We start from the raw sequence: 14,138 nt of genomic DNA, 5'->3' as shown, positions 1-14,138 counted from the left end.
CGGCGGGCTCAGCCCGCGCGGCGTGCGCCCTCGCCGAGGGAGTCGAGCTTGGCCCAGGCGATGTCGGGGTGCACCCGCCCGCCGAGGCCGCAGTCGGTCGAGGCGATCACCCGCTCGGGTCCCACGATCGAGGTGAAGCGGCCGATCCGCTCGGCGACCAGGTCGGGGTGCTCGACGACGTTCGTCGCGTGGCTGACCACGCCCGGCACCAGGACGAGGTCGGCCGGGACGTCGGCATCCTTCCACACCGCCCACTCGTGCTCGTGCCGCACATTGCCCGCCTCGAACGAGAGCGAGCCCACGTTCGCCTGCAGCACGACCGGCAGCAGGTGGCGCAGCTCGATGTCGGTGGTGTGCGGGCCGTGCCACGAGCCCCAGCACAGATGCAGCCGCACCTGCTCCTTCGGCAGCCCCGCGATCGCCCGGTTCAACGCGTCGATCCGGATCTTCGTGAACGCCTGATAGTCGGCGACGGACGGCTCGGGGTTGATCTGGTCCCAGTTCTCGGCCAGGGACGGATCGTCGATCTGCAGGACCAGCCCCGCGTCCACGATCGCCCGGTACTCCTCGCGCAGCGCATCCGCCCAGGCGTCGATGTGCTCCTGCTCGCTCGCGTAGTGCGAGTCGACGATGCGCGCGGCGCTGCCGGGCGAGATCGCCGTGAGGAAGCCCTGCTCGCCGGGGGCGAGCGCGGCCTTCAGATGACGGATGTCGGCGGCCACGGCATCCTGCCCGCGATAGCTGATCGGACCCGTCGTGGTCGGGAACGCGGTCGCGATGCGTCCGGACGGCACCGCCTCGGCATCGTGGTAGACGGCCGGGAACGCCCGGCGGTCGCGCCGGTCGACGAAGGACGTGAGGCGGATCCGCCCCGGCTCGGAGCGCACCGCGCGCTGCCCCGGCACCTCGCGCGCGTCCGGCGCCGAGGTGAGCGGGTCGACGTCGGTGAGGGTGAGGCCGTTCACCCGCTGGAACGAGTACGACCACCACGCGCCGTAGTCCACGGCGCTGGACATGGCCTTGCCGAACTCGCCGTCGCCGACGAGCGTGACGCCGGCCGCGCGCTGGCGGGCGACGACATCCGCCACCGCCGCGGCGACGAGCTCGTCGAACTCCGGAGAGGAGGTCAGGGTGAAGCCGTCGTCGGCGAGCACACGTGCGCGGTTCGCCTCGATGAGCGCCTGCGTGCGGGGCAGGCTGCCCGCGGTCGTGGTGGGGATCGTCGGCATCGGCTCGGCACCTTTCGTCGGGGAGACTCTACCCACCGTGCCGTGATCGCGGGCGCGGGTGACGGCGCGTGACGGCGCGTGACGGCGCGGGCTACCGACGCCGCACCGCAGCCGGCTTCGGCGCCCCCTCGGTGAGGAAGGCGAGGGCGCGTCTGATCAGCAGCTCGTCCGCGAGGGTGCTGCGGCGGCTGCGCGATTCCACCCGGGACGCGCCGGGGATGCGGCGGGCCAGCAGCTCTGGCGAGCCGGACGACCCGTCATCGATGATCAGCACGGGGATCCGCAGCGACGACAGCGTCAGCCGCAGACCGGCGACCGGCGCCAGCGTGTCGATGTGCGTGTGCGTGCACAGCGCGCCGATGCTGACCTCGGCCTCCGTCATCGCGAGGGGAGCGGCATCGCCGGCCGCCAGGGCGTCGTCGGCGTCCAGCGAGATCTCGGCGGGTCGCCAGAGGACCAGGCGTCGCACCCGCGCGTCGTTCAGGGCGAGGATCAGGGCGGGCTCGACGCCGGACCCCTCGGCCATCACGTCGACCTCGTCGACGTCGAGCGCGTCGATGGCGGCGGCCAGGGACTGCGCCAGCGGAAGGTCCGGATCGTGACCGAGCGCATGGGCCGAATCGATCGTCCGCAGGTAATGCTCTTCGAGCGTGGCACAGGGTCGCCCGGCCGCGTGCAGGGCTGCCCGGATGCCCTCCCACACCAGCTCGGTCTCGATCATGAACCCCTGATGCAGGAGCACGGGACGCGCGTGGGACCCGCTGTCGTCGATGCGGATCCGCGGGGGCCGCAGCGACGCCAGGGATGCCGACCATGGCCGGGGGGTGCCGGTCGTCGCCATCGTCGTCCCCTATCATGGAGTCGGTTCTCGGGAGGTCCGGGCGCGATCCGCCCTCGGCCCCACTGACGAAGATACGCCCAATGGAAGATGCGCCTCTATGGTTGTCCTGATCGGGTTCATGGGTGCCGGCAAATCGACGGTCGGGCGCATCGTGGCCGACATGCTCGGCGTCTCGTTCGTCGACAGCGATGTGCTGATCGAACGCCGGGAGGGCCGGTCGATCCGCGAGATGTTCGATCTGCACGGGGAGCGGTACTTCCGTCAGATCGAGCGGACGGTCGTGGCCGAACTGCTCGAGGACGCCACCTCCGTCCTCGCGCTGGGCGGTGGGGCGGCCCTGGACCCCGAGGTCCGCCGGATGCTGGCATCCCACACCGTCGTCTACCTCGATGTGCCGTACGAGCAGGCGATGCAGCGCATCAACGGCGACAGCTTCCGCCCGCTGCTGCAGACCTCCGGCGTGCGCGAGATCTACGACCGCCGGCTTCCGCTGTACGAAGAGCTGGCGACGGTCCGCGTCGACACGATGGGCAAGCGCGCCGACGATGTCGCCGTCGAGATCCTCCGGTTCATGGTGCCGCCTCCGGTCCTGGCGGATGCCTCGAGCCGGCTCGTCGCCACGATCGGCGGCACGTACTTCGCCCACGCCGGCGGCGGCCTTCTCGAGCGTGCGCAGGAGCTGATCCCGGCCGCCGATGCCGCCGAGAACATCGTGCTCGTCACCGCCGAGCGCGACGCGTCGATCGCCGAGGCGATCGCCGGGCAGTTCGGGGGCAGGACCGTCATCCCGGTCCGCGTCGACGACCGCGAGGCGAGCAAGACGTTCGAGACGATCTCGCGGATCGCCGAGCAGATGGCCGACCACGCCATCCACCGCCACGACATCGTCGTCGGCATCGGCGGCGAGGTCGTGTGCGACGTCGCCGGACTGGTGGCCTCCCTCTTCAACCGGGGCATGCCGCTCGCGCTGATCCCCACCACGCTCGTGGCCCAGGCCGACTCGGCCATCGGCGGCAAGAACGCCATCAGCCTGCCGCAGGGGCGCAACCTCATCGGCACCATCCACCAGCCGATCGCCGTCGTGGCCGACACGAACGTCGCCGCGGGCGCGGACCAGCGCGGCTACGCCGCGGGCCTGGCTGAGATCGCCAAGCACGCCCTCCTGGACTCGGCCGCCGCCGTGGAGCGGCTGCTGTCGCTGGCAGGCCGGCTGCGCGCCGCGATCCGCTCGCCGTGTATCAGGCGGTGTGCGACAGCCAGGAGTTCAAGGCGGCGATCGTCTGCCGGGACGAGCGGGAGTCCGGTGAGCGGGCGTTCCTGAACTACGGGCACACCTTCGCGCATGCGGTCGAATGGCTGATGGAGCTGGACGCCAGCGACGACGGCACCCCCGTCGCGATCGGCATGATGGCCGCTGCGCATCTCTCGCACGTGCAGGGCCGGTTGGCGGCGGCGGATGTCGAGACGCACCGCGCACTGCTGAACGCCCTGGGACTGCCGACCGTGGCCGACATCGACGCCGACCGGCTTGCAGGAGGCATGGAAGCGCGACAAGAAGTACGACCACGGCGTGCGGCTGATCCTCCTGGACGGCATCGGCCGGCCGACGCGCGGGCGCACCGCGACGCAGGAAGAGCTGACGCGGGCCCTGCACGACCTGGCCGCAGGCTGAAGGCATCCAGACGCGGTGCACGCGCAGGCGTCCGGGCCTAGCGGAATCGGGTGTCACTGTGATTACGAACGGGCAATAAATAGCTCTTGACGGATAATCGGGCCCGCTTTATGTTCAATTGAAGGACGCTCGACCCCAGAGCGTGCAGATGTCCCGACGCGGGGCGACCCGGCTCTCGAGCCCGATCGCTTCCCCAGCACAAAGAGGTGAGACATGGTTCAGAGGCGAATCACGAGGACGGCGACGCTGCTCGCGGGAGCGGCGGCACTGGGAATGCTGTTGGCCGGCTGCGCAGCGCCCGGACAGAACAAAGGGGCCGCCGAGAGCGGTGGCACCGGCCCGATCAAGGTCGCGATCGTCAACGCGCAGAGCGGTCAGCTCAGCTCGCTGGGCGACTGGGAGTACAAGGGCGTCAAGATGGCCTTCGACGAGCTGAACGACGCCGGCGGCATCGACGGCCGTCAGATCAAGTACACCCTGTACGACGACCAGGGAGATCCCACGGTCAGCACGAACCTCGCCCGGAAGGTCGCCGGCGACGGGAACATCGCGATGATGGGCACCGCGGAGAGCGCGGACGCGCTGGCGATGGCGCCCATCATGGCCGAGAACAAGATCCCCATGATCACGTCGGGACAGTCGCCGAAGCTCGGCGAGCTCCACAACCCGTTCGTGTTCCTGAACAGCCCGCCCAGCACCGCATTCGATGAGACGCTGGCGAAGTACCTGGTCACCACCAAGGGCTACAAGAACATTGCGATGATCAGCAACAACGGCGCGTACGGGGCCGGCGAGCACGATGCCTTCCTGGCCTCGCTCAAGGCCCTCGGAGTCTCGCCGAGCGCCGACCAGGTGGTCACCCCAGATCAGAAGGACTTCAGCTCCGCGCTCACCCGCATCCGCGACGCCAAGCCCGACGTGCTGTTCACCGGCACCGAAGAGGTCGAGACCGGCCTGATCGTCAAGCAGGCACGGCAGCTCGGCATCGACGCGATCATCGCCGGCGGCGCCCCGGCCGGCACCCCCGTCTACGTCAAGACCGCCGGCACCGCCAACGCCGAGGGCACGATCGTGAGCACGCCCTACCTGGGCAACGACACGAACGAGAAGACCAAGAAGTTCGCCGCCGACTACAAGGCGAAGTACAACGAGGACGGCGAGTTCCACGGTGCCAAGGCCTACGACGGCGCGCAGATCCTGATCCAGGCGCTGAAGAAGTCCAACGTCGCGACCGGCCAGAAGCTGAGCGATGCCATCCGGTCGATCACGTACGACGGCCTGGTCGGGCACTTCGCCTTCGATGCGAACGGCATCGGCGTGCACGAGACCCAGATCGGCAAGATCGACGCGAGCGGCAACCTCGTCCCGGCGAGCTGATCGCCCGACGGATGACGGGGCGCGGCATCCCGCCCCCGTCATCCGTCGCCACCCCACTCTCACACCACCACCCGGGTCGGATCAGCGTTGACCGACGCGGGACTCTGGAGGACAGCATGCAGTTCATCCTGCAGACCCTCGTCGGAGGGATAGGCCTCGGCGCGATCTACGTGCTCGTCGCCCTCGGCTTCTCGCTCGTGTATCGCACGATGGGTCTGGTCAACTTCGCCCACGGCGACATCCTGATGGTCGGCGCCTACCTGGCGGCGACGTTCTACATCAGCGCCAAGCTCCCGTTCTGGGTCTCGATCATCATCGCCATCGTGGCCACGGCCGTCATCGGCCTGGTGATCGAGCGCATCCTGCGCCCGCTCGAGAACAAGGACTTCGACCTGATGCTGATCGGCACCATCGGGTTCGGCATCATGCTCGAGGGCATCGCGATCCTGGTGTGGGGCACGACGGGCGAGGCGGTGCCGACACCCGTCGGCGGCGCACCGTTCGAGCTGTTCGGCATCTTCATCCAGCGCTATCAGCTGGTGGTGGTCGTCGTCGCCGCGCTCGCCGCCTTCGTGCTCTGGCTGTTCCTGGATCGCACCAAGAGCGGCATCGCGATGCAGGCCGTGGCCATCAACCACGAAGAGGCGACGGCGCTCGGGATCAACGTGGGTCGCAGCAACGCCATCGCCTTCGCGATCGGCTCGGGGCTGGCCGCCCTCGGCGGCGGCCTGGCCGGGCCCGTCCTCTACGTGAGCCCGACCTTCGGAGCGAGCCTGGGGATCATGGGATTCTCCGCCGCGATCCTGGGCGGGTTCGGGAACATCAAGGGCGCCATCGTCGGCGGTCTCGCCTTCGGCATCCTCTACGCGTTCGCATCCGGGCTGGCACAGGGTTACGCCGATCTGGTGGCGTTCGTGGCGTTCGCCCTGATCGTCATCATCCGCCCGACCGGCATCTTCGGAGAAAGCACGGTGAACCGCGCATGACGCTCAAGAAGACAGCCACCCTGGGCGCGCCGCTGCTCGTCCTGCTGGTGCTGGCGCTCATCTTCCCGTACCTGGTCGACCCGTACACGATCCACGTCAGCAACGTCTCGATGATCTTCGGGCTGCTGGCGATCGGACTGTTCCTGTCCATGGGCATCGCCGGCCAGTTCGACCTGGCCCAGGTCGCCTTCCTCGGCGTCGGCGCCTACACGGCCGCAATCCTCACGCTGCACGCCGGATGGTCGTTCTGGCCGGCGGCCCTGGCCGGCGTGGTCCTGGCGATCCTCGTGTCTCTGCTGGTCGGCATCCCGGCCCTGCGGGTGCAGTCGCACTATCTCGCGATCGTCACGCTCGGGCTGTCGCTGGCGTTCATCAGCCTGGTGATAAACCTGCCACTGGCCGGCCAGGCCGAAGGGCTGAGTGGAGTCCCCGCGCCGACGTTCTTCGGGATCGACCTGGGCGACGACTACCTCTTCTATTACCTCGGCCTGTTCTTCCTGGTGCTCGGCATCGCATTCGCGGCGTTCATCGTCCACACCCGACTCGGCCGCCGACTGCGCGCGATGCGCGACGACGACCTGGCCGCCGCCGCGATGGGCACCCGGGTCCCGGTGCTGCGCATGATCGCCTTCGCATTCGGCGGGCTGTACGGCGGAGTCGCCGGCGCGCTCTACGCCGGACTCATCCGCTTCGTCGCCCCGGAGTCGTTCAGCCTGGCCAACATGTTCCTGCTCCTGGCCATGGTGATCATCGGCGGACGCCACAGCCTGCCGGGCGTGGTCATCGGCGCCGTCGGACTCATCTTCGTCCGGTCCTGGCTGGCCGACTTCTCCATCTACGCGCAACTCGGCTACGGCGCGCTGGTCGTGATCTTCGTGGTCTTCCTTCCGACCGGGATCGCCGGCATCCCCGCCCGCCTGATCAAGCTCTGGCGGCGCAGACGCTCCAGCGAGCAGGCCGGCGGCCTCGGTGTCGCCCCCTACGTCCCGTTCGCGGTCGACCTGCCCGGCGCGGTCAACGGACCGCCCGAAGGCGCCCCGATCGTGCTCGAGGTCACCCAGGTCGTCAAGGCCTTCAAGGGTCTCCGCGCGCTGGACGGGGTATCGATCCGGGTGCGCGAGGGAGAGATCCGCGGATTGGTCGGACCCAACGGGTCGGGCAAGACGACGCTGTTCAACGTCATGAGCGGCATCCACCCGCCGACGTCCGGCACCGTCGAGATCCTCGGCGAGCGATCGACGAGCACACCGTCGTACCGGCTGTCGCTGCGCGGCGTGGCCCGTACCTTCCAGAACCTGCGGCTGTTCGCGCTGCTTTCGGTGCGGGAGAACGTCCAGATGGGCGTGGACCGCACGAAGAGTCGCTGGGGCTGGCGGTACATCTTCCGGCCGCTGTTCGTGCTGCGGTCCGAGCGCCGGATGCGGCAGGAAGCCGATGAGATCCTCGAGCGGTACGGTCTCCTGAAGATGGCTGACGCCGTCCCCTCGGAGCTGTCCTACGGTGCACAGCGTCGCGTCGAGATCGCCCGGGCGATGGCGACCAAGCCGAAGCTGCCGTGCTGGACGAACCCGCCGCCGGGCTGAACGGCGACGAGGTCAACCAGCTCAAGGCGATCGTCAAGGACGTCCGTGCCATGGGCGTCACCGTGATCATCATCGAGCACAACATGGGCCTGGTGATGTCCATGTGCGATCGGGTGACGGTGCTGTCGACCGGGAAGGTCATCGCCGACGGGCTCCCCGAGGAGGTCGCCAAGTCGGCGGAGGTCATCGAGGCCTACCTCGGTGACGACGCGAAGCTGGAGGAGGAGATGCTCGAGAGCGCTCCGGTGGAGGGAACGGCAGAATGAGCGATGCATACACGGCCGCACATCGGCTGACCTCGTCTTCCGGGCACAATCCGGCGAAGCTGGTCGCCGAGGGGCTCTACGTGAACTACGGGGGAGTCGCCGCCGTGCAGGGCGTCAGCTTCTCCGTCGACATCGGCCAGGCCGTGGGGATCATCGGTGCCAACGGCGCCGGGAAGACCTCCACGCTCAAGGCGGTGCTGGGCCTGGTGCCCCGACGGGCGGAGCGGCTCGAGTACGGCGAGGTGGACCTCAAGCGCATCCCCGCGCGCAAGGTCGTGCGTGAGGGGATCGGCTACGTGCCGGAGGGACGCCACGTCTTCGGCGGCCTGAGCGTGGAGAAGAACCTGCTCCTCGGGGCGTACATCCAGCGCTGGAACGCCGAGACGAAGGCGCAGGTCACCGAGATCTACGAGATGTTCCCGGTCCTCGGCGAGATGCGCACCCGCCTGGCCGGTGCGCTGTCCGGCGGACAGCAGCAGATGCTGGCGATCGGTCGCGCGCTGATGTCCAAGCCCCGCCTGCTGGTGCTGGACGAGCCGTCGATGGGACTGTCTCCGAAGCTCGTCGACGAGGTGCTGGCCGTGGTGCAGCGGCTGAACCGGGCCGACATGGGAATCCTCCTGGTGGAGCAGAACGCGAAGCTCACGTTCGAAGCCACCACGTACTGCTACGTGATGGAGAACGGCCGGATCGAGATCGAGGGATCGGCCGCCGAACTGCGCACCGATCCGCGCGTGCGCAAGATCTACCTCGGCATCTGAGGAGAGGGTCGATGATCGAGCAGGACCCGGCCCCGGCGCGCTTCCGCGTGGGGCTGATCGGACGAGGGATCGGCCCGTCGCTTTCGCCCGCGCTGCACACGCGGGAGGCCGCCGCACTCGGGTTCGACTACACCTACACGCTGGTCGATCTCGCCGATCGCGGCCTGCCGCCGGAAAGCGTCGGCGACCTGTTGGACGAACTGCGCGACGCCGGCTACTCCGCGGTCAACATCACCTACCCGTGCAAGCAGCTGGTCATCCCCCATCTGGACGAGATCGATCGGGAACGCGCAGCGGCTCGGGGCGGTGAACCTGGTCATCATCCGCGGCGGGCGGTTCATCGGCTACAACACCGACTGGGTGGGATTCCGAGACGGGATCCTGGACGGCCTGCCCGGACTGCCCCTCGACGATGTCGTCCAGTTCGGCGGAGGAGGGGCCGGCTCTGCCGTCGCCTACGCCATGCTGTCGCTCGGCGCGAGTCGGCTCACCCTGGCCGACATCGATCCCGTCCGGGTGGAAGAGCTGGCGCAGCGGCTACGCGACGTCTTCCCGGCCCAGCAGGTCGATACCGTGAGCACGCGGGACGCCTCTCCGGCACTGGGCCGTGCCGACGGCGCCATCAATGCGACCCCGCTCGGGATGCTGAACCACCCCGGAGCGCCGTTCGACGTCGCCGAGTTGAAGGATGGCGCATGGGTCGCCGATGTCGTGTACTTCCCGATCGAGACCGAACTGCTGACCGCCGCCCGAGAGCGGGGACTGAAGACCCTGGACGGTGGACGCATGAACGTCGGCCAGTCCGTCGAGGGGATGCGCCTGATCACCGGCATCCGACCGGATGCCGCGCGGATGCGCACGCACTTCCTCGAGCTGGTGGCGGCTCGATGACGACAAGGAGACCACAGTGAGCAGACCGCTGATCATGATCCTCAACGGGCCAAACCTCAACCTTCTGGGGCTGCGGGAGCCGCACATCTACGGCACCGACACGATCGAGGATGTCGAACGGCTGTGCACCGAGACGGCCGAAAAGCTGGGGCTGGACATCTCGTTCCACCAGAGCAACCACGAGGGGGTGATCATCGACCTCATCCAGCAGGCGCGGACGCAGGCCGACGGCATCATCATCAACCCGGCCGGGTTCACCTCGACGTCCATCGCCATCCTGGACTCGCTCCTGGCCGCGGAGCGCCCAGTCATCGAGGTCCACCTGACCAACATCCACCGGCGCGAGCCGTTCCGGCACCTGTCATACGTGTCGAAGGCGGCCTCGGCCGTCGTGATGGGCGCCGGCATCCAGGGCTACGAGCTCGCCCTGCGCCGGCTGAAGACGCTGACCGCCGGCTGACGGCACGGCCCTGCTCACACGTCGACGGCCTGTCCGGTCGCCGCCGAGCGCGCCACCGCCTCGACCACCTCCAGGTCGCGGGTGCCCTCGTGGGCGCTGACCAACGGCACCGCCCGCCCGGCGACGACGTCGCCGAGGTGCTGCAGTTGGGCCTTGTACGGGTCGCCCGGCCCGGCCTCGTCGTGCACGGCATGCAGGGGACTGGTCCAGCTACGCGGGCCGTCGTGCTCCCAGAGCTCCAGCGTCGGCAGGGTCAGGGATGCGGACTCCCCGCCGATCCGGTGCGATTCCACCGGATGGGTCGGGAATCTCGGCGAGTCGCCCGCGGTGAGGTCCCAGCTCCACGGCCCGGCGACGGCATCCGAGATCGCCAGGCTCGCCACGGCCCCGGTGTCGAAACCGAAGATCACCGCGCCGGTGTCCTCGACCTCCAGGCCTCGGGTGGCGGACGATGCCAGCGCCGAGACCGACGTGATCTCGCCGACGAGATGGCGCAGCAGATCGACCTCGTGGATGAGGTTGATCAGGAACGGCCCCCCGGTTCCGCGGGCGCGCCGCCAGGCGACCTCGAAGTACTCATCCGGCTTGCTCACGAACGCCGTGGCGCTCACGGCGACGATCCGGCCCAGCCGCCCGGACGCGATGATCTCCTTCGCGCGCCGCACCACCGGGTGGTACCGACGGTGGTGCCCGACCAGCACCGGGACACCAGCGCGCTCGGCCGCCGCCACGAGCGTGCGCGCCTTGGCCGCCGTGGTCGCGATGGGCTTCTCCACCAGCATCGGGATCGCGGCGGCGACCAGTTCGAGGGCGATCGGGACGTGCAGGTCGTTCGGCGTCGCGATGATCACCGCATCCGGTGGGATGTCGTCCCACAGCCCGCGGTGGTCCCGGTGGTGGGTCGTCCCGAACTGTGCGGCCAGCTCGGCGCCCGCATCGGTGGGGTCGGCGATCCCGGCCAGCTCGAAGCCGTCCGTGGTCGCCACCGTGTGCGCGTGCGTGTGGCCGATGGCGCCGGCGCCGATCAGCCCGATGCGCGTCATCCGGGCCGCCCGTCCACTGCCGCCGCCGCGCCGGCCGTGAACGCGCGGGTGATGGCGGACCCGATCGTCGCGCCGCCGCCCGGGTAGGTGTTGCGGAAGACGCTCGCACTCACGTTCCCGGCCGCGTACAGCCCGGGGATCGGTGCCGCCGTCCAGTCCAGTACCTGTCCCTCGGCATTCGTGCGCAGCCCGCCGGAGGTGCCGAGGACGCCAGGATGCAGCGGCACGGCCGAAAACGGCGGCGCTGCGAGCGGTGCCAGGCACGGGTTCGGCGTGTGTCCGGCATCGCCTAGGAAGCGGTCTTCGGGGCTCTCGCCCCGCCCGAACTGCGGGTCCTGGCCCGTGGCCGCATCCCGGTTGAACCGTTCGATCGTCGAGCGCAGGCCGGTGGCGTCGATGCCGCAGGCCGCGGCGAGCTCGTCGACGGTGTCCGCGGTCCGGGCCCAGTCCGGGGCGGCACCCGGACCGGATCCGGCGATGGGGTAGCGCTGCGCGAAGGCCTGATCGAACACGAGCCAGGCGGGCACGTTGCGCAAGCCGGCCGGTCCGCGAGTCGGTGTCGCCGAACATGCGCGTGGTGTCCTGATAGGCGAGCGCCTCGTTGACGAAGCGCTCGCCGGCCGCGTTCACCACGATGGATCCAGGCAGGGTCATCTCGACGTTCCCCATTCGCCCGGACGGCTTCCCGTCATACAGCTGAGTCGGCGGCGCGAGCACCGGAACGCCCCAGATCGCGGTCATGTCGGCGACGGCTTGCGCCGGCGGTCAGCCCCATCTCCAGGCCGTCGCCTTCGTTGGATGGGGCGCTGATCGGGGTGATCGGGAACGCGAGGAAGGCGTCCCGCAGCCGGGCGTTCCACTCGAATCCGCCGGTTGCGACCACCACGCTGTGCGCGCCCACGGTGACGGAGTCGAATCCGACATCCCATTCCTCTCCGTTCCGGCGCAGCGACCCGGCACGCGCCTCGGTGACGATCGGGATGCCGCGGTCCAGCGCGGAGGCCGCGAGGGAGCCGACGAGCGCTCCGCCCATGGTGCGCACACCGTGCCGTCGGCGTTCGTCCAGCAGCTCCGCGGAGGGCGCGCCGCCGTTCAGCTCGTCCCGTTCGGCCATCGTCAGCAGCGGGAAGTAGGACGACGGCCGCAGCGCGTCCGCGAGTCCGGGGATGTCGGCCGGGTCGAACGGGTCGTTGTCGAGACTGCGTCCGCCGGCGGCCGCTCCGGGCCACTCGCCGCGGTAGTCGGGGCGGGCCAGGGCTGTCAGGCTCACGCGCGTCTGCGTTAGCAGGTAGTCGACGGCTTCCGCCGCCGTCCGGACGTACCATTCGATCGTCTCGTCGTCCATCACGTGCCCGGATGCGGCCGTCAGGTAGGCGACCGCCTGTTCAGCCGAGTCGTCGAAGCCGCCCGCGCGCGCCCGGGATGTCGCGGGCGCCCACATGACGCCGCCCCCGACGCTCGTGGTGCCGCCGAGCAGCGACGCCTTCTCGGCGATGCACACCGAGGCCCCGGCGTCGGCGGCGCGCAGCGCGGCGACCAGGCCCGCGGCGCCGGACCCGAGGACGAGCACGTCGACCCGCGCGGGCAGCCGATCGACGCCGGACTCGATTCGGGCGCTCACCGGGTCACACCCTCGACCGCGCCCTCGGGCCGGGCGACGTCGATCACGATCTTCCCCGTCGGCACAGTGCGATCGGCCATGGTGCGGAACGCTCCGGCCAGGTCGGCGAGGGGGAATCGGTGGGTGATGAGGGTCGAGGCGGCATCGGGATGCCGCTGGAGCAGGCCGAGGGCCTCGGGGATCAGGCCGCGACTGTTCCGGCTGCCGCGCAGGTCGATCTCTTTGTCGGTGAGGTCCTTGATCGCGACAGCGGCTCGGCCCGAGGAGATTCCGACCTGGACGATGCGGCCCGCGGGGGCGATCAGGCGGATCGCGTTCTCCAGCGAGGCCGGTGCGCCCGTCGCCTCGATGATGATCTGCGGCCCGGCTCCGTCGGTGAGCCCGGCCAGCAGCTCGCGCTGGGCCGCATCGGGGAAGGCGGGGCCGACGAGCATCGTCTGCGTCGCGCCGAACGCGGCGGCCAGCGCGGTGCGATGCTCGTCGATGTCGGCGGCGACCACGGTCACCCCGCCCTCGGACAGGGCGAGCGCGGCCAGGAGCCCGATGGGGCCGCAAGCCGAAGATGAGGGCGACCTCGCCTGGCTGCGGTGCGGCGCGGCTGACGGCCTGCAGCGAGATCGACGTCGGCTCGGCCAGCGGTGCGACGCCGAGGGCGAGGTCGTCGGGGATCCGGTGCAGACGCACGGCGGGCACGCTCAACATCTCGGTCAGCCCGCCGTCCTGGTAGCAGCCGAGGACGGACAGCTGCGCGCAGACGTTCGCGTGACCGGAACGGCACGCCGGACACGCGCCGCACGAGACCAGCGGGTCGGCCACCACCCGGTCCCCGATCGCGAACCGGCCGCGGTCATCCGCCTCGATCACGGTTCCGGAGATCTCGTGCCCCTGCACGATCGGCAGCTCGGTCGGATAGTCGTCCTCGAAGATGTGCAGATCGGTGCCGCAGAGGCTGACGGCCTGGATCCGGACCAGGCAGTCGCCGGCACCGCGCTGCGGGACCGGCACCTCGTCGAACGACAGAGTCTGCCGGGCGACGGTGCGCGCGGCGAGCATGCCGGTCACCGGTCCGCCGGGCGGCGCGGATCGAAGAACACCTTCCAGGGCTCGATCTCGCGCCGGGCGATCAGGCCGTTGCGGTGGAACGGATCCTCGTCCATCCGCGCTTCGAGACTCGGGACGTCGTCATCCTCCAGCACCAGCACTGCCCGTGGCGGCTCTTGGGTGAGCGGGCCGCTCATGTAGAGCACCCCGGCGTCGCGCAGCCCCTGCAGGAACGCGACGTGGTCGGGTCGATGCTCGGTGCGACGCGCGTCGCTGTCGTCGGCGTAGTGGTAGGTGACGATGAATGTCGACATGGGTGATGATTCCCTCGATCGATGTGCGGCCGGCAGCCGTGGGCTCCTTCCAG

General features: G+C 69.9%; 16 protein-coding genes and 2 pseudogenes. 10 read left to right on the top strand and 8 right to left on the bottom strand.

Going from position 1 to position 14,138, the window contains the following annotated elements; translation table 11 throughout:
• Nucleotides 1–8: 8 nt before the first annotated feature.
• A complete protein-coding gene (locus L2X98_RS07350; protein ID WP_259612833.1) occupies nt 9–1,229 on the bottom strand; it encodes a cobalamin-independent methionine synthase II family protein in 1,221 nt (406 codons plus the stop codon).
• Between the two features lie 91 nt (nt 1,230–1,320).
• The gene (locus tag L2X98_RS07345) at nt 1,321–2,070 is read right to left on the bottom strand and encodes a hypothetical protein (protein WP_259612832.1); all 750 of its coding nucleotides are present in this window, start codon (nt 2,068–2,070) and stop codon (nt 1,321–1,323) included.
• Nucleotides 2,071–2,167: 97 nt separating this feature from the next.
• Here L2X98_RS07345 and L2X98_RS07340 point away from each other — a divergent pair, with 97 nt between their 5' ends.
• From L2X98_RS07340 to aroQ, 10 genes and pseudogenes are all read left to right on the top strand, one after another.
• Nucleotides 2,168–3,391 (top strand): iron-containing alcohol dehydrogenase, encoded by a 1,224-nt coding sequence (locus tag L2X98_RS07340; protein WP_354002955.1) that lies wholly within the window; start codon nt 2,168–2,170, stop codon nt 3,389–3,391.
• Entirely contained in the window at nt 3,316–3,783 is a 468-nt protein-coding gene (locus L2X98_RS20410) for a 3-dehydroquinate synthase family protein (protein ID WP_354002954.1), read from the top strand. The genes L2X98_RS07340 and L2X98_RS20410 overlap by 76 nt, the downstream gene beginning before the upstream one ends.
• Before the next feature lie 172 nt (nt 3,784–3,955).
• Nucleotides 3,956–5,119, top strand: a complete 1,164-nt coding sequence (locus L2X98_RS07335) for an ABC transporter substrate-binding protein (RefSeq protein WP_259612831.1) — start codon at nt 3,956–3,958, stop codon at nt 5,117–5,119.
• A 116-nt stretch (nt 5,120–5,235) separates the two neighbouring features.
• Nucleotides 5,236–6,105, top strand: a complete 870-nt coding sequence (locus L2X98_RS07330) for a branched-chain amino acid ABC transporter permease (protein WP_259612830.1) — start codon at nt 5,236–5,238, stop codon at nt 6,103–6,105.
• Entirely contained in the window at nt 6,102–7,688 is a 1,587-nt protein-coding gene (locus L2X98_RS07325; protein WP_259612829.1) for a branched-chain amino acid ABC transporter ATP-binding protein/permease, read from the top strand. Before L2X98_RS07330 ends, L2X98_RS07325 begins: the two co-directional genes overlap by 4 nt.
• Nucleotides 7,661–7,954, top strand: coding sequence for an ABC transporter ATP-binding protein C-terminal domain-containing protein (locus L2X98_RS07320; protein ID WP_259612828.1), 294 nt, complete (start codon nt 7,661–7,663; stop codon nt 7,952–7,954). The genes L2X98_RS07325 and L2X98_RS07320 overlap by 28 nt, the downstream gene beginning before the upstream one ends.
• On the top strand, nt 7,951–8,715 hold the full coding sequence (locus tag L2X98_RS07315) for an ABC transporter ATP-binding protein (protein WP_259612827.1): 765 nt from the start codon (nt 7,951–7,953) through the stop codon (nt 8,713–8,715). The genes L2X98_RS07320 and L2X98_RS07315 overlap by 4 nt, the downstream gene beginning before the upstream one ends.
• An 11-nt stretch (nt 8,716–8,726) precedes the next feature.
• Nucleotides 8,727–8,945 (top strand): annotated as a pseudogene (locus tag L2X98_RS20405) (hypothetical protein); the annotation flags it as partial.
• Nucleotides 8,946–9,021: 76 nt separating this feature from the next.
• Entirely contained in the window at nt 9,022–9,606 is a 585-nt protein-coding gene (locus tag L2X98_RS07310) for a shikimate dehydrogenase (RefSeq protein WP_354002953.1), read from the top strand.
• Nucleotides 9,607–9,622: 16 nt separating this feature from the next.
• A complete protein-coding gene (gene aroQ / locus L2X98_RS07305) occupies nt 9,623–10,066 on the top strand; it encodes a type II 3-dehydroquinate dehydratase (RefSeq protein ID WP_354002952.1) in 444 nt (147 codons plus the stop codon).
• A gap of 14 nt (nt 10,067–10,080) precedes the next feature.
• Here aroQ and L2X98_RS07300 read toward each other — a convergent pair whose 3' ends face one another.
• The 6 genes and pseudogenes from L2X98_RS07300 to L2X98_RS07280 all read right to left on the bottom strand — a co-directional run bounded on the left by L2X98_RS07300 (nt 10,081) and on the right by L2X98_RS07280 (nt 14,085).
• A complete protein-coding gene (locus L2X98_RS07300) occupies nt 10,081–11,109 on the bottom strand; it encodes a Gfo/Idh/MocA family protein (protein ID WP_259612826.1) in 1,029 nt (342 codons plus the stop codon).
• On the bottom strand, nt 11,106–11,636 hold the full coding sequence (locus L2X98_RS07295; protein ID WP_259613228.1) for an FAD-binding protein: 531 nt from the start codon (nt 11,634–11,636) through the stop codon (nt 11,106–11,108). The genes L2X98_RS07300 and L2X98_RS07295 overlap by 4 nt, the downstream gene beginning before the upstream one ends.
• Before the next feature lie 161 nt (nt 11,637–11,797).
• Nucleotides 11,798–12,730 (bottom strand): FAD-dependent oxidoreductase, encoded by a 933-nt coding sequence (locus L2X98_RS07290; protein ID WP_290427319.1) that lies wholly within the window; start codon nt 12,728–12,730, stop codon nt 11,798–11,800.
• Nucleotides 12,727–13,266 (bottom strand): zinc-binding dehydrogenase, encoded by a 540-nt coding sequence (locus L2X98_RS07285; RefSeq protein ID WP_259613226.1) that lies wholly within the window; start codon nt 13,264–13,266, stop codon nt 12,727–12,729. Before L2X98_RS07285 ends, L2X98_RS07290 begins: the two co-directional genes overlap by 4 nt.
• A 136-nt stretch (nt 13,267–13,402) precedes the next feature.
• Nucleotides 13,403–13,783, bottom strand: a pseudogene (locus L2X98_RS20400) (alcohol dehydrogenase catalytic domain-containing protein); the annotation flags it as partial.
• 5 nt (nt 13,784–13,788) lie between these two features.
• Nucleotides 13,789–14,085 (bottom strand): YciI family protein, encoded by a 297-nt coding sequence (locus L2X98_RS07280; protein WP_259612825.1) that lies wholly within the window; start codon nt 14,083–14,085, stop codon nt 13,789–13,791.
• Between the last annotated feature and the right edge of the window lie 53 nt (nt 14,086–14,138).

It is taken from the genome of Microbacterium elymi (genome assembly GCF_021582895.2).
GTDB classification, from domain to species: domain Bacteria; phylum Actinomycetota; class Actinomycetes; order Actinomycetales; family Microbacteriaceae; genus Microbacterium; species Microbacterium humicola.
The sequence above is the reverse complement of the archived record's forward strand: the minus strand, read 5'-3'. Positions and strand labels throughout refer to the sequence as shown.

Bases quoted from the DNA above. Each gene is read 5' to 3' on its own strand.
- L2X98_RS07350 (WP_259612833.1), bottom strand. From the start codon at position 1,229: ATGCCGACGATCCCCACCACGACCGCGGGCAGCCTGCCCCGCACGCAG.
- L2X98_RS07345 (WP_259612832.1), bottom strand. From the start codon at position 2,070: ATGGCGACGACCGGCACCCCCCGGCCATGGTCGGCATCCCTGGCGTCG.
- L2X98_RS07340 (WP_354002955.1), top strand. From the start codon at position 2,168: ATGGTTGTCCTGATCGGGTTCATGGGTGCCGGCAAATCGACGGTCGGG.
- L2X98_RS07335 (WP_259612831.1), top strand. From the start codon at position 3,956: ATGGTTCAGAGGCGAATCACGAGGACGGCGACGCTGCTCGCGGGAGCG.
- L2X98_RS07330 (WP_259612830.1), top strand. From the start codon at position 5,236: ATGCAGTTCATCCTGCAGACCCTCGTCGGAGGGATAGGCCTCGGCGCG.
- L2X98_RS07325 (WP_259612829.1), top strand. From the start codon at position 6,102: ATGACGCTCAAGAAGACAGCCACCCTGGGCGCGCCGCTGCTCGTCCTG.
- L2X98_RS07315 (WP_259612827.1), top strand. From the start codon at position 7,951: ATGAGCGATGCATACACGGCCGCACATCGGCTGACCTCGTCTTCCGGG.
- L2X98_RS07300 (WP_259612826.1), bottom strand. From the start codon at position 11,109: ATGACGCGCATCGGGCTGATCGGCGCCGGCGCCATCGGCCACACGCAC.
- L2X98_RS07280 (WP_259612825.1), bottom strand. From the start codon at position 14,085: ATGTCGACATTCATCGTCACCTACCACTACGCCGACGACAGCGACGCG.